The sequence below is a fragment of the Bacillus sp. UNC437CL72CviS29 genome, from assembly GCF_000482345.1.
GTDB lineage: Bacteria > Bacillota > Bacilli > Bacillales > Bacillaceae_G > Bacillus_A > Bacillus_A arachidis.
Genome location: NZ_AXVB01000018.1, coordinates 1 through 24715, shown reverse-complemented (window position 1 = coordinate 24715; position 24715 = coordinate 1). Strand labels below are relative to the sequence as shown.

Sequence of the window (24715 nt, the reverse complement as noted above, 5' to 3'; positions counted from 1 at the left end):
TTTTTGTTTAATCAAATTTTAATTTCTTTAACGCTTCTGCAAGTGCATTATTTAATGGCTCTTCTTCTTTTTGTTGCTGTTTCATATATTTTTGAACGTCGCGTTTATCTGCTTTATTACCTGATTCTTTCTTACGACGTTCTTGGAAAGTGGATAACTTTTCACGATATCCGCACTTACACGCGAAAATTTGGCCAGCACCTTCACCACGTAGTTCTAATTTTTTCTTACATTGTGGGCAACGGGCATTTGTCGTACGAGATACATTTTTACGATGTCCACATTCGCGGTCTTGGCATACGAGCATTTTGCCCTTTTTACCGTTTACTTCAAGCATTGGTTTACCGCAGTCTGGACAAGACTTCGTTGAAATGTTGTCATGTTTATACTTTTTATTGCTCGCTTTAATTTCAGTAACAATTTCTTTCGTATAGCTTTTCATTTCAGCAATGAATACTTCTTTTTTTAATTTACCTTTTGCGATCGCTTCAAGTTTTTGCTCCCATTCACCAGTTAGTGTAGGAGATTTTAGTTCTTCCGGTACTAAATCAAGTAACTGACGGCCTTTTGATGTAATGTGAATATCTTTACCACGTTTTTCAATTAAGAATGAATTGAATAGCTTGTCGATAATATCAGCTCGTGTGGCTACAGTACCTAATCCACCAGTTGACTTTAATGTGTCAGCAAGTTGTTTGTTTTGCGTATCCATGTATTTTGTTGGGTTTTCCATCGCTGAAAGTAATGTTGCTTCATTAAAGCGTGCAGGTGGTTTTGTTTGACCTGATGTTTGTGCAATTAGTTTTACGTTTAATGTATCGCCTTTTTCAATACGAGGTAAAATTTGCTCTTTTAAATCTTCCCCTGCATCATCATCCTCAAATCTGTTTTCATATACTTCTTTCCAACCAGAATGTAAAATTGTTTTACCGCGTGCGACGAATGTTTCATCACCAATTTTTGTGCGTAATGTTAGTTGTTCATATTCGAAGGCTGGGAATAAAACTGCTAAGAAGCGCTTTACCACTAAATCGTAAATTTTGCGTTCCTTATCTGTGAAAGCTGAGAAATTCACATAGCTTTCCGTTGGGATAATTGCGTGATGATCGCTTACCTTACTATCATCAACAAATGCCTTAGAAACTTTTATAGATTTATTTAAAACCTTATGAGCTAAAGGACGATATTCTCCTACTCCACACGCTTTTAGACGTTCTGGAAGTGTTCCGACAATATCGGATGAGATATAACGTGAATCTGTACGAGGATACGTTAATACTTTGTGCTGCTCATACAATTTTTGCATAATATTTAGCGTTTCTTTTGCAGAGTAACCAAAAATTTTATTCGCATCACGTTGTAGCTCTGTTAAATCATAAAGACCAGGAGCAAATGATTTTTTCTGCTTTTTCTCAATGTCAACGACAGTAGCATTGTGCTTGTCAAGTTTTTTCACAACGGCATCGACTTTCTCTTTATTAAAGCTACGACTATTGCCTTTCGCATCTTGCCAAGTTAGCTTTAATTTGCTAGATGTTTGAGCTTCAATACCATAGTATGTTTGTGCTTTGAAGTTTTTTATTTCATCTTCACGACCTGCAATGATAGCCACAGTAGGTGTTTGTACACGACCACAGTTTAGTTGAGCATTAAACCTTGTAGTTAATGCACGTGTTGCATTTAGGCCGATGTACCAGTCAGCTTCTGAACGAGCGACAGCTGAAGCGTATAAATTGTCATATGCTTTACCTGGTTTTAAGTTTGCGAATCCGTCTTTGATTGCTTTATCGGTAACAGATGAAATCCATAGACGTTTGATAGGTTTATTAATTTTAACTTTATCAATAATCCACCGGGCGACTAATTCCCCCTCGCGACCTGCGTCTGTAGCTACAATGATTTCATTTACATCTTTTCTAATTAGTTGGCTTTTAACGGCATTAAACTGTTTGCCAGTTTGCTTAATCACTGTTAATTTCAAACGTTCAGGTAGCATTGGTAAATCTTCTAGATTCCACTTTTTGTATTTTATATCATAGCTTTCTGGGTCTGCTAATGTAACGAGATGCCCTAAAGCCCAAGTAACGATATATTTATTACCTTCAAGATAACCGTTACCTTTTTTATCACACTGTAGTACACGTGCAATATCACGTGCGACAGAAGGTTTCTCAGCAATTACAACACTTTTTGCCATATTTAAAACATCCTTTCAAATTTCCATAAGTTAAATATAGCATACATCCTTTTTTGATTCAGTTATGTTGAAGATTCTAACCTTTTGTTAGTCATTAAATACTCTACATCTTTGAATAGTAGGGGGATGTTTTTCGTTTTTATGGAAAAGTATCAAAGCGTGTTGTGGCGAAGTGGTGGAAGTGATAAAAGATGATGTGCCAAAATATCTTTCTAAATATAAAGATAAAAAATATACAAACTTGTTATTTTATTAGAATAAGAGTAGACTCTGAATTAGATGAATAAGAACACATGGGAGTTTGCGGATGCAGACTGAGAGTACGACTAATCTGTCGTTGACCATTAGAACCTGTTGGATAATGCCAGCGTAGGGAGAGTGTAACAGCACATGTTCAGGCACTTTGCATACGCAAAGTGTCTTTTTGTGTATCTCCCACTATTAAGTTAGGAGATGAAGAGAATGAATATACAAGAAATCGCAAAAGTAGTGGAAACAGTAAGAGGGGCTAATCCTCTTGTGCATAATATTACAAATGTCGTTGTGACAAACTTTACAGCCAATGGCTTACTTGCATTAGGAGCATCACCTGTGATGGCGTATGCAAAAGAAGAAGTGGCAGAAATGGCTAGCATTGCAGGAGCGCTCGTTCTAAATATGGGTACGCTGCGCCCTGAAGAAGTGGAAGCGATGCTCATTGCTGGAAAATCTGCAAATACACATCATGTACCAGTATTATTTGATCCAGTTGGCGCAGGGGCTACTTCTTATCGAACAGAAGTAGCAAGATATATTCCGAGTGAAGTGAAATTAGCAATGCTTCGCGGAAATGCAGCGGAAATTGCCAATGTAATTAATGAGAAATGGGAAATTAAAGGCGTCGATGCTGGAACTGGAAACGGTGATGTTGTAGGAATTGCGAAACAAGCAGCGGATGAACTAGATACAGTGGTGGTGATTACTGGAAAAGAAGACGTTGTAACAGATGGTGAGCGAACAGTTATCATTCGTAACGGCCATCCGATTTTAACGAAAGTTACAGGAACAGGCTGTTTATTAACTTCTGTAATGGGAGCATTCGCAGCAGTTGAAAAAGATTATGTGAAAGCGGCAGTTGCTGCATTAACATTTTATGGTGTAGCAGCAGAAATCGCTGCAAGTAAAACGGTAGAGCAAGGCCCAGGGAGTTTCCAAATTGAATTTTTGAATCAGCTAGCTAATGTTACTGCAAATGATGTTGAACAATATGGAGAAGTGGAAGGGGTTCGCTAAGGGGGGATGAGAGAAATGCCACGCATAGATAGACAACAAATATCTAAGTTATTACAAGTCTATTTTATTATGGGAAGTAATAACTGCCAAAAGGATCCACTGCAAGTTACGAAAGAAGCGCTAGATGGTGGAGTGACCCTTTTTCAATTTCGTGAAAAAGGTGAAGGAGCTTTAGCTGGAGAAGAACGAGTGCATTTTGCTAAGCAGCTACAAATGCTTTGTAAAGAATATGATGTACCTTTTATCGTGAATGATGATGTGGAATTAGCAATTGAATTAGATGCAGATGGTGTTCATGTCGGCCAAGATGATGAAGGAATTACATCCGTTCGTGAAAAAATGGGAGATAAAATTGTTGGGGTATCTGCCCATACGATAGAAGAAGCGCGTTTTGCGATTGCAAACGGAGCGGATTATTTAGGAGTAGGGCCTATCTTTCCAACAAGCACGAAAAAGGATACAAAAGCAGTACAAGGAACGAAGGGGTTGCGTCATTTTAGAGAGTCAGGAATTACGATCCCAATTGTTGGGATTGGTGGAATTACAACTGAAAACGCCGCTTCTGTTATAGAGGCAGGGGCAGATGGAGTGTCCATTATTTCAGAGATAAGTTTAGCAGATTCACCTTATGAAAGTACGAAGAAACTTATGGAACAAGTAAATAAATAAGAAAGAGAAAGCAGCTTAAAAAGAAATAAGCTGCTTTTCTTATATAATAATGAGCTATTTTGAGAGCGCGAGTGTCATTTTAATACATATATGAAATTGTATATCATTATATTATTCCTTTTTATGGAAATGTAAAAAATGGTATGATATAATCGGTTTGTTAAAACTGATTATTCTATCTTTTTTGAAAAAAGGTGATTGCCAAGATGACAAAAATTATAGTAACACCAGAAAAATTATATCAGTTAGCAAAGAAGATACAGGAGTTTGCTTACTTTATCGAACAAACAGATGGACAACTTCGAAGTTCGTATGCCCAAATACAATGGGAAGTAAAGGTAAGGAGTCGGATTGAACATGAAATGCAACAAGCTTCTACTGTGGCTAAAAATATTAGTAAGCAATATTATGAGCTCGGAGATAAACTAAGACAGAAGGCTGAAGAGTTTGAGAAAGCAGATAGAGAAGGGGCACTTTCACAGCAGAAAAGTAAGGGCATTTCTAATTTAAATGCAGATAATGCGTTAGGTTTAGGGAAATTATATAAAACATTAAGTGGTGCCTACTATAAAGTGATTATACCTGGATATGGTTCAATTGCGAAAGGCTTAAAGATAAAGCCGGATGCTGTGAAGGGAAAAACATACTTATATGGGCAAAAAAGACCATTTACTGGATTTTCAGATGGAGGAAAATTAAAGAAAAGTGCAGGGTTTTTTCTAAAAATAGTAGATAGGCAGTATTTAGGGTGGAAGAAAACATCTGGTTTAAATGGGACAAGATATAACTATGATAATACAAAAGTAGGAAAATATTATAGTTTGGGAAATGGTGTGAAAGGTGCGTTAAAAGAAAGTTTTGATGTAACGAGTCTGTTTAAAAAAGGTAAAAGTGTAGAAGCGATAAAAAATATTATGAAAGGGAAAGGTTTATTTGGGACCTTATTAACTGTAGGTGGTACAACAAAAGAATATTTGTCTAATGGAAAAGGCTTACTAAGTACTGAATATGCATCTGCACTTACTGTGGATTTAGGCAGAGCAGCCGTATCTGTAGCTGCTGGGGCAGCTGCAACTGCAGCATCAGGGGCCTTGATGGGGGCAACAATTGGCTCTGTAATTCCAGGGGTTGGAACAGCAGTTGGTTTCTTGGTTGGTTTAGGTGCCAGTTACATCCTATCTTCTGGAGGGGTAGGAAACTTTATAGATAATACTGTTAAAAAAGGAGTAAATGATTTTCTAAAAGGTTCATCAGCAGTTATAAAAAATGTTGGAAATTCGATTTCAGATAAAGTAAAAGGAATTGGAAATTCAATTGGAAAATCCGTAATCTCAATCTTCTCTTGAAAGATTTATATAACGTATATAGGGAAGTGAAAATTTGAACACAAAAAAAGATATAAGGCTATATAAAGGGATTTATTATAGTGTTTTTTTTCCGTTCGTTTTTGGGTGTGCATGTTTAGTGACATGGCCGGATAGTATGTTATATGTTATTTCTGGCTTGCTTTTAAACTTTTTGTTAGCTGTACTTTCTTATGTATTTAAGTGGGAGAAGTATTTAGGCTGGCGAATTTATTTTGGTATTATTCAGTTTGATTTATCTTGCATATTTACTTTGATGGCAACGTGGTATAGATGGGGAAGTATGTGGGAAATTGGTGTTGGAATGGTAGGGTGTTTTCTGATATGTAAAATAATAGGTTATAAATTCCGGGGAATTATTTTAAAAGAAGCAATAAATCCTAAAACAGTAATTGGAAAAATTATTTATGGATTAGGTTTTTTAGGGGGGGGAACTGCAGGGTTTGCGGGACATTTTTTAAATACAGAGCTGCAGGGAAGATATGGAGAACATGTAGGCGGTGGAATTGTATTAGGAATATTATCGGTGGGACTTTTATTACTCTCAATGTTTTTTCAAGCTACACATTATAAAATTGATCATCCGAATTTTGATGCTTTTGGAAAGGGCAATCCAAAATTTAATGGGTTTTAATTTAGGGAGGGAGAAATTTGATTAAGCATGACATTATAAAAATAGATGATGCATTAAAAAGTAATCCAGATAATATAGAAGAAATTGTACAGCAATTATTCGAAGGGGATTCAGTAGAGAATCAGTCTTTAAGACCAGAGGTTGTGCGAGAAGTTAATTATCTATATGAAAATGTATGGATGGGTTTATTTTGGTATTTACACCGATACACAGGGGAATGGATTCAAGCAGAACCGTTAGTAGAAGAATTAAATGAAAAAGTTCAAGAGGCTGAATCATTAGAAGAAGCGGCAACAAATGCGATATATATATTACAGTCATGGGGAGAACAAGTAGTATTTGACTTTATGGGAACGCTCTGCATGCTAGAAGCAGATTTGGTGACAAGAGACGGAGAAATAGATGAATTATTACATATTATTCGAACTTTTGAAGGTAGTTATTCAGGGTATGTGAGAGAAAGAGAAAAACAGCTTGTAATGGCAGTAGATGAAGATATTCAGCCAGGTATGGGGTATTATATTGCACAACCAATTATTCAAGAGGCACCTGCTTTTGCTGTTTGGGTTCAAGCGGTTTTACAAGTTGCCTTAGACCAAAGAAGAGGTCTAATTAAAGACGCTCTTAGTTCTATATCTTTTAAAAGAGGCAGCTATGAAGAATTTATATTGAAAATCTCAATGGCAATTCAAGGAGTCATTGAAGATACAGCTTTATTATGTGGTTATATTGCGGTAAAGGTTTTTCAATTACAAAGGTACTATACATTTCATATTTGATGTATGTAGTTTTTACAGAAGTAAGGGTTTTAGCAGGAATTTTGGTGCATTAATATTCTTATCTTACATTTTTTTTGGAAAACAAGGCGGTGAAGTGAGAGATTGATGTTCAACAAAATTTTAATTCATGAGATAGAAATAGTCAGGGGAAGCAATTCCACGGATTAAAGTTTTACTTTTCAGCATAAAAACATTGGTGCCGCTCAAACTAACGTGTATGAACATATATTGTTTCGGAGGCGACAACATGATTTCTTTACAAGACATTATAGCTGCTCATGAGAAAATGAAAGGCATTGTACATATGACACCACTAGATTATTCAAGTACATTTAGTGAATTATCAAAGAATGAAGTGTATTTAAAACTGGAAAATTTGCAAAAGACGGGTTCTTTTAAGGTGCGTGGTTCTTATAATAAGATGGTTTCTCTTGATAAAGGTGAAATGGAGAATGGAGTCATTGCTGCGTCAGCTGGAAATCATGCTCAAGGAGTCGCCTATTCTAGTAATATGCTTGGCATTCCTTGCACGATTGTGATGCCAAAAGGTGCACCGCTTAGTAAAGTGTTGGCGACGAAGCGATATGGTGCACATGTGGAATTACAAGGGGATGTATTTGATGATGCTTTAGCTTATGCGCTAGACTTGAAAGAACAAACGGGAGCGAAATTTGTTCATCCGTTTGATGATGAAGCGGTGATTGCGGGTCAGGGTACCGTAGGCTTAGAAATCTTGCAGCAGCTTGATGATGTAGAAGCTGTTATTTGTCCTATTGGAGGCGGGGGCTTAATCGCAGGTGTTGCGATGGCGATTAAAGAGCAAAAGCCATCGGTGAAAATATATGGTGTACAAGCACTTGCCTGTCCAGGTATGAAGCAATCTATCGAAGAAAAGAAAGTAATTACAGTAGAATCTTCACCAACTATGGCAGATGGAATCGCGGTGAAAAGGCCAGGAGAGCATACTTTTCAGCTTGTAGAGCGTTACGTAGATGGTATTTTTTGTGTGGATGAAATGGAAATAGCGCGAACGATGCTAATGCTACTTGAACGCAATAAGCTATTAGTAGAGGGATCGGGTGCTAGTTCATTAGCGGCTTTACTTTATCAAAAAGTACCTGTGAAAGAGAAGAAAGTTGTGTCAATATTAAGCGGAGGTAATGTCGACGTAAACTTCATTACTCGTATTATTGAACATGGAATGGTTGAAGCAGGGCGATTCGTTCATATTGCAACGATGATTAAAGATAAACCAGGACATTTGCAACACTTACTGGAAATTGTAACAAGTTTTGAAGCAAACGTGTTGCATATTCATTTAGAGCGGATTGGAACAAAGGTATTCCCAGGTTATGCGCAGCTTCATTTATCGCTAGAGACGAAGGATAAAAATCATATTGAAGAAGTATTAAGTGGGATAGAAAAGAAAGGGTATAACGTAGAAATTATTGAATGAAAAATTTAAACAAACGTTTGATTAAATGAAAAAGCACAAACTTTATTCGAAAAAAGTTTGTGCTTTTATATGTTAAAACATAATTGAAATGAGTAGCATTCCAATTCCGATGGAGGTAAATGTTGCAACCAAACCAGGAATCATAAAACTATGATTTAATACATATTTACCAATACGTGTTGTTCCTGTGCGATCAAAGTTAATCGCAGCAACAATTGTTCCGTAGTTCGGAATGAAGAAATATCCGTTTACTGCAGGAAACATCGCAATAAGAAGTGCTGGTGAAATACCAAGTGATAATCCGAGTGGCACTAACGCACGTACTGTTGCTGCCTGACTATACAGTAAAATAGATAGAATAAATAATGCAATAGCAAATAACCATGGTGCACTTGTTACTAAGTGTTGAATCGATCCTTGAATCGTATTTAAGTTTCCGTTGAAGAATGTGTCTCCCATCCAAGCGATACCGAAGATTGCAACAACAGCTGTAGCGCCTGCTTTAAAGACATTACCAGATACAATGCTTTCTACATTTGGTTTACAGAAGATAATAATAAGAGCAGCAATTGTAAGCATAACCATTTCAATTGTATTTGGCATTGAAAGACGCACTAATTTTCCATCTACCATCCATCCTGGACGAAGTGCTTCGAATGAACCAAGAAGGACAACAAAAAGTGTAGCGAATAAGAAAAGAATAACAGATAACTTGGCACCTTTTGCACCGATAAATTCTTTCTTTTCTTCAAGTTTCGGAATCATGCCTTCTTTCAATCGTTTTAAGTATTCTGGGTCTTCATTTAACTCTTTACCCATTTTGCTTGCAACGAAAGCAGCTAGCATGCAAGCGATAAAAGTAGAAGGAATACTTACTTTTAAAATATCTAACAATGTAATTTTATAATCAGCTAGCATCGCTAATAGGGCCACAGTTGCAGCTGAGATTGGGCTTGCTGTGATTGCCTGTTGTGAAGCGATTACGGCAATGGACATTGGGCGTTCCGGTCTAATTCCTGACTCTCGTGATACTTCTGCGATAACAGGAAGTACAGAATAGGCAACGTGACCAGTTCCAGCACATAACGTAAATAAATAAGTTACAATAGGAGCAAAGAATGTAATGCGCTTTGGATTTTTACGTAGTGCTTTTTCTGCGAGATGGACAAGATAATCCATTCCACCCGCAGCTTGCAGGGCACCCGCAGCTGTAATGACTGCTAAAATCATCAGCATAACGTCAATAGGAGGAGCTGTTGGTTGTAAGTGGAAGACAAATACGAGTATTGCCATACCAACTCCGCCCATTACTCCTAGTCCAACTCCACCAAGGCGTGCACCGATAAAAATACAGAGAAGCAAGGTAAGAAATTGTAGCCAAAACATGATAAACTACCTCCGAAATTCATATGGTAAGATATTTTTGAATAATTTAAATTTAACTGATAATTATTAAATTAAACAAAGAGAAAGTTGTTATATAAACCTTTTTTATTATATAACACGTAAAAAGTAACATTCACTACATTTTGTGACATTATTTCAAGAAAATTAAGTGTAAAGTGATGAAAAAATGTGATTTGTTTGTTTGAAAAAATAAATCATGCTACAATGAAAACGAATTAAAACCGGGGAGCCAATTGGCTGAGAGGATGTAAGTGAGCATCGACCCTCAACCTGATCTGGATAATGCCAGCGTAGGGAGTTACTTAAAGTGATGTAAGCAGATGTTATTGTATAATAACTTGCATGCAAGGCTTTCCTACGTATTTCGTGGGAAAGCCTTTTCTTTTTACAAAACATATTTTGCAAGGGGGATTTTAGTATGTCACAACAAGTTACCATTTCATTTTCAGTCGTACCACAAGCAAAAACGAAAGATGTGTATGCCGTTGTTGATAAAGCAATTGAAGTCGTACAACAATCTGGTGTTCGTTATGAAGTAGGTGCGATGGAAACAACGCTAGAAGGAGAATTAGATGTGCTTCTCGACGTGATCAAACGTGCACAACAAGCTTGTGTTGATGCTGGGGCAGAAGAAGTGATTACGTCTATTAAAATTCATTATCGTCCAAGCACTGGTGTAACGATTGATGAGAAAGTTTGGAAGTACCGTGATGAATATGAAAAACCAGAAACGATCTAATATAACAATTACAGCGCTTTGGCTAATCCTTCTCATTGCCATATGGGAAGGATCTGTTTCATTATTTCAAATTGAACAGTGGATTTTGCCTAAACCTTCTGCTATTGTACAGGAACTGATTGGAATGAAGGATTTATTACTACCAAATATAATACAAACATTGCAAGAAGTTATCATCGGATTATTCTTTGCGATTTTACTTGGAACGAGTATTGCAATTATTATGGACGTTATTCCATTGTTTCGTTTGTTAATTAATCCGTTACTCGTTATTTCACAAACCATTCCGATTGTCGTGCTAGCACCTTTATTTATTATTTGGTTTGGATATGGCATGCTTCCAAAGGTGATGGTCGTTATTCTTGTTTGTTTCTTTCCAATTGCTCTTAGTATTTTAGAAGGTTTTCAAACAGTAGATAAAAATATGCTCAAGTTACTACAAACAATGCGAGCGTCGAAATGGCAAATCTATCAGAAGGTAAAATTCCCAGCTGTGCTCCCGTATTTTTTCTCAGGACTAAAAATAGCTGTTACATATAGTGTGATGGGAGCAATTATTGGGGAGTGGCTTGGTGCGAGTGAAGGATTAGGTGTCATGCTTACGCGTGCAACAAAATCCTTTTTAACAGCTCGTGTATTTGGTATCGCAGCAATTATTGTCATGGTCACATTGTTCTTGTATTTTATTGTAGAATTTATGGCAAGACTAACAGCACCATGGATATACAGAAAGGACGGCAGAAAATGAAAAAAGGTTTGAAAGTTATGCTAGCCGCAATACTTGCAGTTGGTGTTGTCGGTTGTAATGCAGCGAAGAAAGAAGAGAGTACAGATAAGGAAAAGAAAGTAAAAGTTGTTTTGGACTGGTTTCCAAATACAAACCATACTGGTTTATATGTAGCAAAGACGAAAGACTACTATAAAAAGCAAGGTTTAGATGTAGAAATTATTCAGCCTGGTGATAACGTATCGGTAGAGCAAATGATTGCATCAGGAAAAGCGGATTTCGGTGTGAGTTATCAAGAAAATGTAACATCAGCTCGTGTTGAAGGAATACCAGTTGTTTCGATTGGAGCAATTATTCAACATAACACATCTGCATTTGCATCGTTGAAAAAAGATAATATTACTTCTCCGAAAGATTTTGAAGGAAAGCGTTATGGGGGTTGGGGAGCGCCAGCAGAAGAAGCAACACTGAAAACAATTATGAATAAACATCAAGCTGATTTTAATAAAGTAGAAAAGATCGTTCTTGGACAAACAGATTTCTTTAAATCAATTGGTAGAGATGCAGATTTTGAATGGATTTATTATGGCTGGGACGGTATTGAAGCAAAACGACAAGGAAAAGAATTAAATACAATCATGGTAAAAGGTCTAGATCCAGCATTAGATTTCTATAGCCCTGTCATTATCACAAGTGAAAAGAACACAAAACAAAATAAGGATTTTGTGAAAAAATTTATGAACGCAACGGCAGAGGGATATAACTTTGCAATTAAAGAGCCAAAAGAAGCAGCTGATATTTTAATAAAAAATGTACCGGACATTAATAAAGAGTTAGTACAAGAGAGTCAAAAGTGGTTAAGCACGAAGTATCAAGATGATGCGAAAGCATGGGGAGTACAGAAGGAAGAAGTTTGGACGAATTACATGAATTTCTTACACGATAATAAAGTGATTAAAAAGAAAATTGATGTAAAAGATGCATTTACAAATGAATTCCTTCCAAGTGAAAAATGAGCGGATTACAAATAAAAGATGTTGTGAAAGCATTTGATGGAAAAAATGTACTAGAAAAGATTAGCGCTTCTATACAAGAAGGTGAGTTTGTCTCATTTGTAGGCCCAAGTGGTTGCGGGAAAAGTACGTTATTAAATCTGATTGCGAGCGTTGAAGAGGCGACTAGTGGTCAGGTAATTTACAACGATACTCTTGTTCAAAAACAGGATATTGTAAGCTATATGCCGCAGCAAGATCTATTGCTTCCGTGGCGCTCAGCACTACAAAACATTGTTCTTCCATTAGAAATTGATGGGAAGCCAAAGAAAGAGCGACTTGCAGAAGGAATGGAAGCCTTGCAGCAGTTTGGTTTAGCTGAATATGCAAATCATCATCCAGATGCATTGTCTGGTGGTATGCGTCAGCGGATTAGTTTTCTTCGTACTTATTTATGTGAAAAGCCGATTATGTTACTTGATGAACCGTTTGGTAAGTTAGATGCATTTACAAAAATGGAAGTGCATCATTGGCTTTTAGATTCATGGCATCAAGAGAAGCAAACGATTGTAATGGTAACGCATGACTTAGATGAAGCGATTCTGTTATCTGATCGTGTATTCATTATGTCACAAAGACCAGCAACAATTGTAGGTGAGGTGAAGGTTAATTTACCTCGTCCTCGAACGATGGATATGTTAACATCCCTTGAGTTAAAAGAAGATAAAGCAGAGATTTTAGGGATATTAGCTCCTTATATGCGGAAGTAAAAAAAGCCTCTTAACAATTTTTGGTATAATGATTGTTAAGAGGCTTTTTGTATGGAGGAGATATGATGGATAAAACAATTCAACAAATGATAGATGAATTAAACGTAAATAGTGTAGAAGAGATAAAGCCGCAATTGAAGAACAAGATTAGCATGATGCAGCTTGGTTTGGTGGAAGATTCCGATGTAACAGCAGAAGAAGTGGAAAAGCTAGTTGACTTTATGAAATTACGTAACGAATTTTTAGAAGAAACACCAGAATTGACGGGGAATTTTTTAGTAGGGAAATTCGAGCAGATATTCGATGAATTTACAGATTCTATGATTCAAAAAGGATACGTAGAGCATGCGATGTCTTTCGTAACAGATTTATTAAAATGTATGGACGCAAGAGCGGAGTTAGCCAAAATTATGCTGCTTCGTAAGAAATATGATGAATTTGATACGAAAGATACGTTTTATGAATTGAAAAATACTTTTTATCGAATGATGAATAAGCAAGCAAGAGGAAATCTTCATCGAGAAATGTTTCTTGTAACTGGATGTATACATACAATTCTGTTTGATTTAGAAGAACAATCACAAGAACATGGCCGAGGAGTTATCAGCTGTTTAACAGATTATACAACAGGTGAACAGAAGTCGGTAAAACAATTTGAGGAAGAAGAGCACGTTCCAGAAGTAAAGAAGATAGCAAGTAAAGAGTATGGAGTAGAATTGCAGAGAAGAATCCATATGTGGAAATCATTAACTTTTGATTTTACAAGTCCATATGTAATGGAGAAAATGTATGAAGAAATTTTTAGTGAAAAAGAGGAACAAACAGATTTATAACGAATAAAATATAAGAGCATGGTATATGCTTGTTATAGAACAATAATGATTTACAAAGGAGTGAAAGGATAAAATGACTTTATCAACTGTTCTTCAAATGGTTTTAGCTTGATATGGGAGGAGTCTGCCCATTTTTAAAGTTTAGGCCAAATTGAAGACAGCAGGTAAAGAACCTTAATCCTTTTTTACGATAATAAAGTGAAATTGTAATGGGTAAGGTGTATTCACCTTACCCATTTTTTCATGTATACACAATTAAATAAGATCTTTATTTTGCTGTTCTCTCTATTTGGCTTGTTAGTTATAAAGAAAAGGAGAGAACAAAAATGAGCGTATTAACAGTAGAAAATCTTATGCATACGTATGGAGATAAAACCATTTTATATAATGCTTGTTTTCGATTATTACAAGGGGAGCATGTTGGACTTGTTGGAAATAATGGTGCAGGAAAGTCAACATTGCTTCGGCTGTTAACAGGAGAAATTTTGCCTGATGCTGGAACGATTGAATGGTTTCCACATGTGAAGATCGGTTTCTTACAGCAACATATTGATTTACAAGAGGGAACAACGATTGAAGAATATTTACAAAGCGCTTTTTCTCATCTTTATGAAATTGAACGTGAAATGGTAACACTTGCTGAAAAGATGGGAAAGGAAACGGAGTTAGAAAAGTTATTAGTGAAATATGGAGAATTACAAAATATATTGGAAGGCTCAAATTTTTATCAAGTTCATACAAAAATAGAAGAAGTAGCAGCTGGCTTAGGTTTATTAGACTTAGGTATGAAAAAAGATGTTTCAAAACTAAGTGGCGGCCAGCGTACAAAGTTATTACTTGGAAAGCTTCTTTTAGAGAAACCACATGTCTTATTGCTGGATGAGCCAACGAATTATTTAGACACAGTTCATATTGATTGGTTAAGGGCATATTTACAAGCGTATGAGCATGCTTACATTGTCGTTTCACACGATGAGTCATTTTTAAATCACATTACAAATGTTATTTATCATTTAGAAGGGCAAACAATAAAGCGATACGCAGGAAATTATGAAAGGTTTTTAGAAAGCTACCAACTTCAGAAGCAACAATTACAAGTAGCTTATACAAGACAGCAAAAAGACATTGCAAATTTAGAGAGTTTTATCCAAAAAAATAAAATTCGAAAAGCGAAACAAGCAAAAAGTCGTGAAAAGGTATTGGAGAAAATAAAAAAGGTTGAAAAGCCTAACGATGTAACAAAGCCGTATTTTCATTTCAGCATTCACACTGAGCCTGTGAGCCGTATATTACAAGCAAAACAGATTCAAATTGGTTATGCGGAACCATTATTTTCATCTTTTAATTTACAAGTGAAAAGAGGCGAAAAGATTGCAATTGTTGGTCATAATGGAATTGGAAAAACAACAATGTTAAAAACGTTACTAGGGCAACTAGAACCATTAAGCGGAGCAGTTCATATTGGAGAGAGAGTACAGCCTGCATATTTTGCGCAAGAAGAGTTTGCAGCTGAAATTACACCACTTGAGCAAGTATGGTCAAGGCGTCCGGATATGACGCAAAAAGAAATTCGGCAATCTTTAGCACGATGTGGGTTAAAGGCAGATCATATTCGGCAATCTCTATGTTCTTTAAGTGGCGGAGAACAGACAAAAGTACGTTTATGTGAGCTGATGCTAATGAAAAGCAATTTTTTAATTTTAGATGAACCAACGAATCATTTAGATATATATGCGAAAGAGGCATTAAAGGAAGCATTAGAGCAATACACGGGAACGATTTTACTTGTTTCTCATGAACCTTCTTTTTATGAGTCTTGGGTGACTCGAGTTTGGAATCTGGAGGAAATGGATGTTACTAAAAGATAAGAGGGAAATTTATTTGGAAGTGTAATGGGTGAGGGATAGATTATTTTAGTGAGAAATTATGAAAGCAGCTACGTGTTACGTGGCTGCTTTCGTATTATTTACTGGTTTACTTGTAATCGTTCTTGGATGAATAGTAGCAATTTAACAATGCTATCTTCCGTATAAATGTCAAATTTTTGTCGATGAAATTCACCATGTTCGTGATAAAAAATCAGTTCACCTTTCCCAGCAACTTCGTTTATTAACATATGAAAACTAAGTGGTGTTGCTACAATTGATCCATTATCATCTCTTAAAAGAATTTGGCAGAGCGTTTTTTGTTGTGCAACCTCATATAAAAAATCGTAATGAAAGGATTGGGCTAGTTTTTCTATCTGGGATAATAGTAGAGTTTGTATAGCATGATTTTCGTGCATACAATGTAACCTCTTTTCGTTTGTATGTATAAAGTATTTACTGTTATTTAGTATATTAATTCTGAGTATCATTTGTATACCATATTGTGGTACCATTTAAAATTTTCATGTAAAATAATAGTAAAAATATGTAAGGGGGGATTATGTGGGTTTTGTGATAGCAACATTATTGTTTTTAGTATTAATTGGAATGATTGCCAAATCGATCAAGAAAAATAAACGAAAAGTAAATCTTTATAAAACAGGTAATGGTGATAGTACTGCTTCTACACCAGTATTCTTTGCAGGATCAGATAATGATAGTTCACATGATTGCGGAAGTTCTTTTGGAGGCGATAGCGGTTTTTCAGGCGGTGACGGCGGTAGCTGTGGCGGCGGTGGAGATTAAGGAGAAGCGCTCTTTATGGGCGTATTTCTTTTTAAACAAACGTTTGATTAGTGGACTTGAACTCGTATAGAATCAGCTAAACAAACGTTTGATTAGTTGCCGGTAGAGTATTTATTGTCAAAATTGGTTTTAAGATTGGAGTTATTCATATACCTCGAATCTGGTTTGAAAATACATTTTCCTAAATAAGGAATATAGCCTCTTGTAATAGAGGCTATATATTTGTTATTATTAGACTGAACGGTCGGTTTTGTGAGGTGTGAACATGAGAAAGAGTGCAGAAGAGATAAAAAAGGAAATAGCGTACCAAGCGGAAGAGTTATTTTCACAAAAAGGATACGCTGCAACATCTATGGAAGACATTTGCGAAATTACAGAACGTAGTAAAGGTAGCATTTATTATCATTTTAAAAGTAAGGAAGAATTATTTTTATTCGTGGTAAGACAACATACGTATGATTGGCTTGAAAAGTGGAATGAAAAAGAAAAACAGTATCATACGAGTACCGAGAAATTATATGGACTTGCAGAGTACCATGTAGAGGATACACAGCATCCAATTTTTAGTGCAGTTGAAGAGTTTTCCATGAGTCAAGTTGTAAGCAAAGAGATTTTAGATGAAATGCTTGTTCTAGCAAGAGAATCATATGGTGTTTTTGAGAAATTAATTGAAGAAGGCATAAAATCTGGAGAATTCCGTCAAGGAGATATCCGGGATCTTATGTATATTGTGAATGGTTTACTATCTGGGCTTGGTGTACTTTACTACGAGTTAGATTCTGTAGAAATGAAGCGAATTTACAAAAAAGCAATTGATGTATTATTACAAGGACTGGCAGCTGAATCATAAATCAGCAGCTTTTCTTTCATATTAATTTAGACTGAACGGTCGGTTTATAAAGGGAGGAATAACATGAAAGAGTTATTTAAAAATCGGGCATTTATGCTTGTTATGGCGTCTGATATTTTACAGCAGTTTGCGATTTGGATTCGAAATATGGCATTGTTGTATTTCATTATGGAGCGAACAAATAATGATCCTGTTTCAGTTTCATTATTATCGGTTATGGAATATGCACCTATTTTTATTTTTTCCTTCATTGGTGGTGCGCTAGCAGATCGTTGGAATCCTAAGAGAACGATGGTAGCTGGAGATATGCTAAGTATGTTATCCATTATAGGGATTATTTCACTGTTAAAAATGGATTATTGGCAGGCTATATTTTTTGCAACTCTTGTTTCAGCAATTGTTGGGCAATTTTCTCAGCCTTCATCGTCACGTATATTTAAACGTTACGTAGAAGAAAAACATGTTGCAAACGCAATTGCTATTAACCAAACGTTACAGTCGTTATTTCTAATTTTTGGTCCAGTTGTAGGTTCGATTGTATATACACAACTTGGATTGTTCGCATCACTATATAGTTTAATCGGCTTATTCGTGTTATCTGCTATTACTCTTTCATATTTACCCAGATGGGTTGAAAAAGAGAGAACGGAGAGTATTTCATTATGGAATGATATAAAAGAGGGCTGGAGATATGTCCTTCAAACCCAAAATTTATGTATGATTACAATTACTTTTGCAATTATGGGTTTAGCAGTAGGGCTAACAAATCCATTAGAAATATTTCTTGTTATTGAACGATTAGGTATGGAAAAGGAGGCCGTTCAATATTTAGCAGCAGCTGACGGGATAGGTATGCTAATTGGAGGCGTCGTTGCAGCAGTTTTTGCTTCAAAGGTACATCCGAAAAAAATGTTTGTGTTTGGTATGATTGTATTGGCTACGTCACTTCTAGTAGAAGGACTGTCTACATCATTTTGGGTTACTAGTTTGATGCGATTGGGAACGGGAATTTGCTTAGCTTGTGTTAACGTTGTTGTTGGAACGCTTATGATTCAGCTTGTACCAGAGAATATGGTAGGGCGTGTAAATGGTACGATTTTACCGCTTTTTATGGGAACTATGTTACTTGGAAATTCACTAGCTGGGGGATTAAAAGAAGCGACCTCACTTATTATTGTATTTTGTATAGCGATGTCACTTATTCTACTCGCGATTTTGCCAATTTTACGTATGAGAATAAATGAAGAAGCCAGAAATAAAAAAGAGGATACGAATCAAAAGGGGATTACGGATTCTTTGATGTAGGAATTTTACTGGAAAAGGCGCCTTAGGCTCTTTTTTGTATGGGAATTTTTTGACAACTATATGTACCGAATATATACTGATGTTGTAAAAAGGATTTTACAGGTTAGGAGAAATGATGTGAAAAATCAAATTTGCGCATTACGCACTGAAAATAATATTTCACAAGGTGCATTAGCTGATAAATGTAAAGTATCAAGGCAGACAATAAATGCAATTGAAAATAATAAATATGATCCAAGTTTAGCCTTGGCATTTCGTTTAGCAGAAGTATTAGGGACGACGGTTGATCAATTATTTTTGTATAAGTAGTGAAAATTTTAGTGGTGAAAAGGTATCGATGGAATAAGAGAAAATGTCCCTTTCTGCATGCAGAAAGGGACATTTTCTCTTATAGTGTTTCTGATTTTGGAGTAGGTGGTGTAACAGAAGCCACATTTTCCGGTACGCGTGTTAGTATGAATCCGCCCAGTATAAATAAAATGATAATGCTTAGTACACCAGCATTTGTTCTTCCAGTTAGCTGAGTTGTTACACCGACTAATAGGGGTCCCATAATAGCTGCGAACTTACCGAAAATATTATAGAATCCGAAGAATTCGTTTGCAGATTCTTTTGGTACCAACTTTGCAAAATAGGAGCGACTGAGTGCCTGAATCCCGCCCTGAGAAGTTGCAACTAACATTGCTAAAATCCAAAAGTCGAGAGTTGTTTTTAAGAAATAAGCATATATGCAAATAATGATATAAATAATAATACCGACATATATCATTTTCTTGTCTTTGAACGTTTCAGATAGTTTCCCATACAACAAGGCGAATGGACAAGCAACAATTTGTGTTACAAATAAAATAATAAGTAAGTTTGTCGCACTGATACCAAGGTCTGTGCCATAAGCTGTGGACATTGTAATAATTGTATCGACGCCATCAATGTAGAAGAAATAAGCAAGCAAGAACAAAAATACAGTGCGATATTGACGGATATTTTTAAAGGTATTAGCTAAGCGCTTAAAGCTCATTGTGATGGGTTTTGGGTGACGTTCAATATAATGCGTTTGTTCCACATTCTTGAGCATCGGAATCGTAAATAATCCCCACCAAAGAGCTGTAATTGCAAAGGAAATTTGACTGGCAATACCAACTGATAATGGGATTGTTCCTTTTTGGGCAAGGATAATTAGAGTCATGCATCCAATAAAAGGAATTGTACTTCCGATATAGCCTAATGCAAAACCCCGAGTCGAAATCCGAGTCATTCGATCTTCTGTTGTGATATCTATTAAAAATGCATCATAGAAAATGTTTGCTCCAGCAAATCCAACTAAGGCGAGCATATAGCAACCTAGTAGTAAATACCACTGTGAAGTTGGCACAACAGCTAGCATACTTGTAAATATAATACCGAGTCCAAAAAAGAATGTGAAAAAGCGCTTTTTAAATCCTTTATAATCGGCAATTGTACCGAGAATAGGGGCAAGGATAGAAATTAAAAGCGTAGCGAAAGAATTTGCATATCCCCAAAAAGCTGTTGAGGTCGCTCCGGACAGACCTGCTTCTTTTGCTGCAGCTTTGAAATAAATAGGAAATAGTGCAGTTGTAATGACGAGAGAATATACCGAGTTTGCCCAGTCATACAATATCCAGCTTTTTTCTTGCCTGGACATTTTCTTCATATAGTGTTCCTCCTTAAGTTTGTTCTAACAATAGTGTACAAAAATAAAAGTTGTAAAAAGAGAAACAGAGATAAGTTTTACGTAATTTTTACATATATACACATTTCTTTACAATTGAAGTAAATCCTCTATTACAGTTCCATCGGTTTCACCAAGGTGTAATCCGAGTAACCGTGCGATGGTAGGTCCTTCGTCAATGAGACGCATATAGGGAATAATCGTACCTTGACGAATGCCTTTTCCAGCAGCCATGAAGATGGTTTCATAGTTTGGTTTTATTGGAGAATAGCCATGTGCACCAAACGTGTATTTTTTACTAGGGGTTACATCTTTTTCCGTGATTTCCTTTATAAAGTCTCCTGTATAGTTTTGGGTGAAGTAATAGCCTTCACGTGCTTCAAGCATAAAAAGGCAATTTGCATCTGCACCGCGGTCTTTTGCATCTTCATCATGGAGTATAAATTCAATTCCATTTTGTTTATCTTGAAGAAGTTCGTCAAGAAGACGTCGGACAGTTTGTATAGTGTGGATATCATTTTTATCCTTTACATACACGTAAGCGGAGCCATCACAGCTTTGACAATAAGCTTTCCAATCTAGTAATTTTCCTTTTTTATTAACAGAGATGAGTCCCTTTTGATGAAAAAGAACGTTTAGTTGAATTGCTTTGTTTTCACTTAGAGCGCTATGATCACCAAGGGCGATAATGGTACATTCCTCGTATATGTTACTATCTTTCAATGCATGAATAATTTTTCCTAGTCTTTCATCGTGCCTATGGATAGCAGCCCTTGTTTCCTTAGAAGAAAATCCGTAATAATGCCTTTGTGTATCTAAATCTGTAAAATGAACAAACATAACATTAGGTTTTTTTGTTTGAATGGTGTACACAGCGGAAGCGAGAACGAAATCATCAAGTTCAGGTTGTGACAATCCGTTTCTAATATGGCCAAAACGATGATTTAAATCTAGTTGATACAATGGGCTGCCACTAAATAATGAAACCAGAATTTGATTTTGCCACGGTCTATTTGGAAAGATTTCAGGTAAATTGTAGTCAATCTTTGCTCTTCCGGTAACAGGCCATAAAAGGGCAGCAGTTGTTAAATTTGCTTTTCGTGCCTCGTCATATAATGTTGTTCCTTTAATAGAACGACGATACCAATGCCAATCTGGTGATTCCTTGCCGGGCTGAAGTAATGTATTATTTACAACACCATGTTTGTTAGGATAGTTACCAGTTACGATCGTGGCATGACTGGGATATGTTACAGAAGGATAAATGGCTTCTACTTTTTTTGCAATTGCACCTCGTTTGATTAAAGAACGAAAGTGAGGGAGCTCTTGTAATATAGGCAGATCTAAAGCTGATAAGCAGTCAAAAGATAAAACAATTACATGGTTTGTTAATGGCTTTTCCATTATATATCCCTCCTAATTATATATAATCTATTATCATATATTACTATTAATACCTGGTCACAAAAATTTATTCTTAAAGAAAGTTTATTGTTTATTTTTAGAATTTTAAAACATATAATAAATTATAAGGGAATGAATGGAAGGAGGGAATGGCATGAATGGATTTGAAGTGTTTTTTATAATTGGAGCTGTGACAATCTTTATTGTATTTACTGTTTCATTTTTATTAAAGAAGCAATTTCCACAGAAATCGTTTGATATTATATTTGCACTTATTTTAATTCTTATTTGTTTAGCTTTCTTTCCAGTTACAATCTTCGCTATTGGCGGATGGGATGGAATGGGTTACGGTATTGCATGTTTCCTTGTTTTAGTGGGAACACTTATCGGTATGATTACTCATCAAATTATGAAACTCTTTCGAAAAACCTATGTGTAGACTTAGTATAAAACAGAAAAAAGTGAAAAGAATATATAAAAATAAGAAAATTAGCTATTGTTTTAAAATGGAATTTATATTATGATATTCAACAAATTTATCTTGTTATAACGATGAAAAAGGATTAGTACATGTCCCACCTTTTTTGCAGAGAGAGAATCCATTTGGCTGCGAGATTCTTAAAAAGGCGATATGGAACCTACCTTTGCGTTCTGCATGTGCAGCGGGAAGTTCCCGTTATCAAAAAGAGAGCATGTACAAATTTATTTGTACATGAATCAGGGTGGTAACGCCGGCAAAAGCTCGGTCCCTATTTTGGGGACACGGGCTTTTTTTATTTTCTAAAGGAGGAAGAATGAATATGGCAAAAGAACAAGTACAAGCCATTACGAAAATGGAAGAAGACTTTGCTCAGTGGTATACCGATATTGTGAAGAAAGCAGAGCTTGTTGATTATTCAAGTGTAAAAGGCTGTATGATTTTACGGCCATACGGATACGCATTATGGGAAAATATGCAGCGAGTGATGGATGAGAAATTAAAAGAATCTGGTCATGAAAATGTGTATATGCCAATGTTTATTCCAGAGAGTTTACTTCAAAAAGAGAAGGATCATGTGGAAGGGTTTGCTCCTGAAGTAGCGTGGGTTACACATGGAGGAGATGAGAAGTTAGCAGAAAGGCTCTGTGTGCGTCCAACATCTGAAACATTATTTTGCGAGCATTTCTCAAAAATTGTTCAGTCTTATAATGACTTACCGAAATTATACAATCAGTGGTGTTCAGTTGTTCGTTGGGAGAAAACGACGAGACCATTTCTTCGCACAACCGAGTTTTTATGGCAAGAAGGTCATACAATTCATGAAACGGCAGAAGAATCTCAAGAAGAAACTTTAAACATTTTGAAACTATATGCTTCTTTCTGTGAGGACTACTTAGCAATTCCGGTAATTAAAGGGCAGAAAACGGAAAAAGAAAAATTTGCAGGGGCAAAAGCAACATATACGATTGAAAGTTTAATGCATGATGGAAAAGCACTTCAAACAGGAACGTCTCATAATTTCGGTACGAATTTCTCTGAAGCGTTTGACATTAAATTTTTAGATCGTAATGGAAAATGGCAATATGTACATCAAACATCTTGGGGAGTATCAACCAGAATGATCGGTGGACTTATTATGGTTCATAGCGATAATAATGGACTAGTGATGCCACCAAAAGTAGCGCCAATACAAGTTGTCATTGTACCAATTGCTCAGCATAAAGAAGGGGTATTAGAAAAGGCAATCCAGTTACAAGAGCGTATTCAAAAAGTTGTCCGCATAAAAATAGATGCTAGCAATAAAACACCAGGCTGGAAATTTAATGAGTATGAGATGAAGGGGGTTCCAATTCGATTAGAAGTTGGTCCGAAAGATATAGAGAAGAATCAAGTAGTACTTGTTAGACGAGATACGAAGGAAAAAGAGTTCGTATCAATGGATCAATTGGAAGAGCGTATCACATTATTACTGAGTGAGATTCATGATTCTTTATTGAAGAAAGCCAAGGCATTTCGCGATGAAAATACGTATAGTGTTACAACCTTTGAAGAAATGAAGCAAGCGGCTGATGAAAAGCAAGGATTTATCAAAGCGATGTGGTGTGGTGAGCTTGCGTGTGAAGAAAAATTAAAAGAAGAAGCAGGCGTATCATCGCGTTGTATACCATTTGAGCAAGAAGAATTAGCACAAGAATGTATATGCTGTGGTAAAAAAGCAGAGCATATGGTGTATTGGGGCAAGGCGTATTAATTATACAAGTTTTCAAATAGACCTTTATCTCGAATTTGAAAAATTTGAGATAAAGGTCTATTTATATGTTTGTTTCAATTTACAGTATATATTTTGTGGGATGAAATGATGTTATTTTCATTATTTCACTCGTTTTCTACGAACAAATAGAGCAATACCGAAAAGGAACGGTAGTGGATGTGTTAAGATTAAATAGTAATTTGAGTTTGGCAAGGGAGGGTTGAAGAATATAAAAGTATTTATATTCTTATAAATAAATGAGGAAAACAACGAAACAAATCATAACAACTACATTTTTAGCGACTGCAGCATCTCTTATTTCCACAAATGCTTTTGCACAAGAGGAAAATTCAGCGATAGTGAATGCAACGAATTTGAATATACGTGAACAGCCGACAACGCAAAGTAAAGTTGTGGGAAAATTAAAGAAAGGGACAACAGTACAGGTTTTAGGAAAAGAAAAAGATTGGGCTAAAATTTCTCATGATGGGAAAGAAGGCTATGTTTCATTACAATTTTTAAAGATGAAAGTATCAGAGCCAAATGTTGAAACAAAACAACAACCAACAATTAATAGTGAAAAAAGAGAAACAGGTGTTGTTACAGCAACACGGTTAAATGTAAGAAATAATCCTGTTTTGGGAAGTTCGATTGTTGGATATGTTACAAAAAATGAAAAAGTAACAATCCTAGGAAAAGCAAATGGATGGGCGAAGATTAGTTA

The 24715-nt window shown here is 35.9% G+C and carries 24 protein-coding genes, 2 riboswitches and 1 other annotated feature; of the genes, 19 read left to right on the top strand and 5 right to left on the bottom strand.

Going from position 1 to position 24715, the window contains the following annotated elements; all coding sequences use genetic code 11:
* Positions 1–7: 7 nt before the first annotated feature.
* Positions 8–2197, bottom strand: coding sequence for a DNA topoisomerase III (locus M014_RS0115535; RefSeq protein ID WP_026592563.1), 2190 nt, complete (start codon positions 2195–2197; stop codon positions 8–10).
* A 283-nt stretch (positions 2198–2480) separates the two neighbouring features.
* Positions 2481–2590: riboswitch (TPP riboswitch) on the top strand.
* Between the two features lie 69 nt (positions 2591–2659).
* Here M014_RS0115535 and thiM point away from each other — a divergent pair.
* The 6 genes from thiM (at position 2660) to ilvA (ending at position 8371) form a co-directional block, all read left to right on the top strand.
* The gene (gene thiM, locus M014_RS0115530; RefSeq protein WP_026592562.1) at positions 2660–3469 is read left to right on the top strand and encodes a hydroxyethylthiazole kinase; all 810 of its coding nucleotides are present in this window, start codon (positions 2660–2662) and stop codon (positions 3467–3469) included.
* 6 nt (positions 3470–3475) lie between these two features.
* Positions 3476–4138: a thiamine phosphate synthase gene (gene thiE / locus M014_RS0115525; RefSeq protein ID WP_081811055.1), complete on the top strand. Its 663-nt coding sequence runs from the start codon at positions 3476–3478 to the stop codon at positions 4136–4138.
* Between the two features lie 206 nt (positions 4139–4344).
* The gene (locus M014_RS27580) at positions 4345–5484 is read left to right on the top strand and encodes a WXG100 family type VII secretion target (protein ID WP_026592560.1); all 1140 of its coding nucleotides are present in this window, start codon (positions 4345–4347) and stop codon (positions 5482–5484) included.
* 136 nt (positions 5485–5620) lie between these two features.
* Positions 5621–6136, top strand: coding sequence for a hypothetical protein (locus M014_RS0115515; protein WP_155924337.1), 516 nt, complete (start codon positions 5621–5623; stop codon positions 6134–6136).
* Between the two features lie 17 nt (positions 6137–6153).
* Positions 6154–6915, top strand: a complete 762-nt coding sequence (locus tag M014_RS0115510; RefSeq protein ID WP_026592558.1) for a hypothetical protein — start codon at positions 6154–6156, stop codon at positions 6913–6915.
* Positions 6916–7162: 247 nt separating this feature from the next.
* Positions 7163–8371 (top strand): threonine ammonia-lyase, encoded by a 1209-nt coding sequence (gene ilvA / locus M014_RS0115505; RefSeq protein WP_026592557.1) that lies wholly within the window; start codon positions 7163–7165, stop codon positions 8369–8371.
* A 72-nt stretch (positions 8372–8443) separates the two neighbouring features.
* On the opposite strand, the gene M014_RS0115500 is transcribed toward ilvA, so the two are convergent.
* On the bottom strand, positions 8444–9757 hold the full coding sequence (locus tag M014_RS0115500; RefSeq protein WP_026592556.1) for an anaerobic C4-dicarboxylate transporter family protein: 1314 nt from the start codon (positions 9755–9757) through the stop codon (positions 8444–8446).
* 233 nt (positions 9758–9990) lie between these two features.
* Positions 9991–10092, top strand: a riboswitch (TPP riboswitch).
* A gap of 104 nt (positions 10093–10196) precedes the next feature.
* Here M014_RS0115500 and M014_RS0115495 point away from each other — a divergent pair.
* The 6 genes from M014_RS0115495 to M014_RS0115470 all read left to right on the top strand — a co-directional run bounded on the left by M014_RS0115495 (position 10197) and on the right by M014_RS0115470 (position 15707).
* Positions 10197–10517, top strand: coding sequence for an MTH1187 family thiamine-binding protein (locus tag M014_RS0115495; protein WP_006093425.1), 321 nt, complete (start codon positions 10197–10199; stop codon positions 10515–10517).
* Complete coding sequence (locus M014_RS0115490) at positions 10489–11265, top strand: ABC transporter permease (protein ID WP_026592555.1); 777 nt, start codon at positions 10489–10491, stop codon at positions 11263–11265. Before M014_RS0115495 ends, M014_RS0115490 begins: the two co-directional genes overlap by 29 nt.
* Positions 11262–12260: an ABC transporter substrate-binding protein gene (locus M014_RS0115485; RefSeq protein WP_026592554.1), complete on the top strand. Its 999-nt coding sequence runs from the start codon at positions 11262–11264 to the stop codon at positions 12258–12260. The genes M014_RS0115490 and M014_RS0115485 overlap by 4 nt, the downstream gene beginning before the upstream one ends.
* Positions 12257–13006 (top strand): ABC transporter ATP-binding protein, encoded by a 750-nt coding sequence (locus M014_RS0115480; RefSeq protein WP_026592553.1) that lies wholly within the window; start codon positions 12257–12259, stop codon positions 13004–13006. Before M014_RS0115485 ends, M014_RS0115480 begins: the two co-directional genes overlap by 4 nt.
* A gap of 65 nt (positions 13007–13071) precedes the next feature.
* Positions 13072–13839, top strand: a complete 768-nt coding sequence (locus M014_RS0115475; RefSeq protein WP_035415183.1) for a hypothetical protein — start codon at positions 13072–13074, stop codon at positions 13837–13839.
* A gap of 326 nt (positions 13840–14165) precedes the next feature.
* The gene (locus tag M014_RS0115470) at positions 14166–15707 is read left to right on the top strand and encodes an ABC-F family ATP-binding cassette domain-containing protein (protein ID WP_026592551.1); all 1542 of its coding nucleotides are present in this window, start codon (positions 14166–14168) and stop codon (positions 15705–15707) included.
* A 98-nt stretch (positions 15708–15805) separates the two neighbouring features.
* Here M014_RS0115470 and M014_RS0115465 read toward each other — a convergent pair whose 3' ends face one another.
* On the bottom strand, positions 15806–16123 hold the full coding sequence (locus M014_RS0115465; protein WP_026592550.1) for a hypothetical protein: 318 nt from the start codon (positions 16121–16123) through the stop codon (positions 15806–15808).
* A gap of 145 nt (positions 16124–16268) precedes the next feature.
* Here M014_RS0115465 and M014_RS0115460 point away from each other — a divergent pair, with 145 nt between their 5' ends.
* The 4 genes from M014_RS0115460 to M014_RS0115445 all read left to right on the top strand — a co-directional run bounded on the left by M014_RS0115460 (position 16269) and on the right by M014_RS0115445 (position 18975).
* The gene (locus M014_RS0115460) at positions 16269–16511 is read left to right on the top strand and encodes a hypothetical protein (RefSeq protein ID WP_026592549.1); all 243 of its coding nucleotides are present in this window, start codon (positions 16269–16271) and stop codon (positions 16509–16511) included.
* Between the two features lie 265 nt (positions 16512–16776).
* Positions 16777–17361, top strand: a complete 585-nt coding sequence (locus M014_RS0115455; RefSeq protein ID WP_026592548.1) for a TetR/AcrR family transcriptional regulator — start codon at positions 16777–16779, stop codon at positions 17359–17361.
* 63 nt (positions 17362–17424) lie between these two features.
* Complete coding sequence (locus tag M014_RS0115450) at positions 17425–18666, top strand: MFS transporter (RefSeq protein WP_026592547.1); 1242 nt, start codon at positions 17425–17427, stop codon at positions 18664–18666.
* 60 nt (positions 18667–18726) lie between these two features.
* Positions 18727–18975 carry a helix-turn-helix transcriptional regulator gene (locus M014_RS0115445; RefSeq protein ID WP_081811054.1) on the top strand — a complete coding sequence of 83 codons (249 nt, stop codon included), beginning with the start codon at positions 18727–18729 and terminating at the stop codon, positions 18973–18975.
* A 79-nt stretch (positions 18976–19054) separates the two neighbouring features.
* On the opposite strand, the gene M014_RS0115440 is transcribed toward M014_RS0115445, so the two are convergent.
* Positions 19055–20338: an MFS transporter gene (locus tag M014_RS0115440; protein WP_026592545.1), complete on the bottom strand. Its 1284-nt coding sequence runs from the start codon at positions 20336–20338 to the stop codon at positions 19055–19057.
* 108 nt (positions 20339–20446) lie between these two features.
* Positions 20447–21760 (bottom strand): alkaline phosphatase family protein, encoded by a 1314-nt coding sequence (locus M014_RS0115435; RefSeq protein WP_026592544.1) that lies wholly within the window; start codon positions 21758–21760, stop codon positions 20447–20449.
* Positions 21761–21914: 154 nt separating this feature from the next.
* Here M014_RS0115435 and M014_RS0115430 point away from each other — a divergent pair, with 154 nt between their 5' ends.
* The 3 genes from M014_RS0115430 to M014_RS27060 form a co-directional block, all read left to right on the top strand.
* The gene (locus M014_RS0115430) at positions 21915–22199 is read left to right on the top strand and encodes a YesK-like family protein (RefSeq protein ID WP_035415179.1); all 285 of its coding nucleotides are present in this window, start codon (positions 21915–21917) and stop codon (positions 22197–22199) included.
* A 104-nt stretch (positions 22200–22303) separates the two neighbouring features.
* Positions 22304–22514: a binding site (T-box leader), on the top strand.
* Between the two features lie 46 nt (positions 22515–22560).
* On the top strand, positions 22561–23991 hold the full coding sequence (proS, locus tag M014_RS0115425) for a proline--tRNA ligase (protein WP_026592542.1): 1431 nt from the start codon (positions 22561–22563) through the stop codon (positions 23989–23991).
* Between the two features lie 257 nt (positions 23992–24248).
* Positions 24249–24715 (top strand): SH3 domain-containing protein (locus tag M014_RS27060; RefSeq protein WP_035415177.1); only part of this gene is annotated, 467 nt, incomplete at its 3' end.

Coding starts and splice junctions, on each gene's coding strand:
- M014_RS0115515 (WP_155924337.1), top strand. CDS start 5,621: ATGTTATATGTTATTTCTGGCTTGCTTTTAAACTTTTTGTTAGCTGTA.
- ilvA (WP_026592557.1), top strand. CDS start 7,163: ATGATTTCTTTACAAGACATTATAGCTGCTCATGAGAAAATGAAAGGC.
- M014_RS0115535 (WP_026592563.1), bottom strand. CDS start 2,197: ATGGCAAAAAGTGTTGTAATTGCTGAGAAACCTTCTGTCGCACGTGAT.
- M014_RS0115500 (WP_026592556.1), bottom strand. CDS start 9,757: ATGTTTTGGCTACAATTTCTTACCTTGCTTCTCTGTATTTTTATCGGT.
- M014_RS0115470 (WP_026592551.1), top strand. CDS start 14,166: ATGAGCGTATTAACAGTAGAAAATCTTATGCATACGTATGGAGATAAA.
- thiM (WP_026592562.1), top strand. CDS start 2,660: ATGAATATACAAGAAATCGCAAAAGTAGTGGAAACAGTAAGAGGGGCT.
- M014_RS0115485 (WP_026592554.1), top strand. CDS start 11,262: ATGAAAAAAGGTTTGAAAGTTATGCTAGCCGCAATACTTGCAGTTGGT.
- M014_RS0115490 (WP_026592555.1), top strand. CDS start 10,489: ATGAATATGAAAAACCAGAAACGATCTAATATAACAATTACAGCGCTT.
- M014_RS27580 (WP_026592560.1), top strand. CDS start 4,345: ATGACAAAAATTATAGTAACACCAGAAAAATTATATCAGTTAGCAAAG.
- M014_RS0115465 (WP_026592550.1), bottom strand. CDS start 16,123: ATGCACGAAAATCATGCTATACAAACTCTACTATTATCCCAGATAGAA.
- proS (WP_026592542.1), top strand. CDS start 22,561: ATGGCAAAAGAACAAGTACAAGCCATTACGAAAATGGAAGAAGACTTT.
- M014_RS0115475 (WP_035415183.1), top strand. CDS start 13,072: ATGGATAAAACAATTCAACAAATGATAGATGAATTAAACGTAAATAGT.
- M014_RS0115480 (WP_026592553.1), top strand. CDS start 12,257: ATGAGCGGATTACAAATAAAAGATGTTGTGAAAGCATTTGATGGAAAA.
- M014_RS0115455 (WP_026592548.1), top strand. CDS start 16,777: ATGAGAAAGAGTGCAGAAGAGATAAAAAAGGAAATAGCGTACCAAGCG.
- M014_RS0115445 (WP_081811054.1), top strand. CDS start 18,727: ATGTACCGAATATATACTGATGTTGTAAAAAGGATTTTACAGGTTAGG.
- M014_RS0115430 (WP_035415179.1), top strand. CDS start 21,915: ATGAATGGATTTGAAGTGTTTTTTATAATTGGAGCTGTGACAATCTTT.
- M014_RS0115440 (WP_026592545.1), bottom strand. CDS start 20,338: ATGAAGAAAATGTCCAGGCAAGAAAAAAGCTGGATATTGTATGACTGG.
- M014_RS0115450 (WP_026592547.1), top strand. CDS start 17,425: ATGAAAGAGTTATTTAAAAATCGGGCATTTATGCTTGTTATGGCGTCT.
- M014_RS0115495 (WP_006093425.1), top strand. CDS start 10,197: ATGTCACAACAAGTTACCATTTCATTTTCAGTCGTACCACAAGCAAAA.
- M014_RS0115435 (WP_026592544.1), bottom strand. CDS start 21,760: ATGGAAAAGCCATTAACAAACCATGTAATTGTTTTATCTTTTGACTGC.
- thiE (WP_081811055.1), top strand. CDS start 3,476: ATGAGAGAAATGCCACGCATAGATAGACAACAAATATCTAAGTTATTA.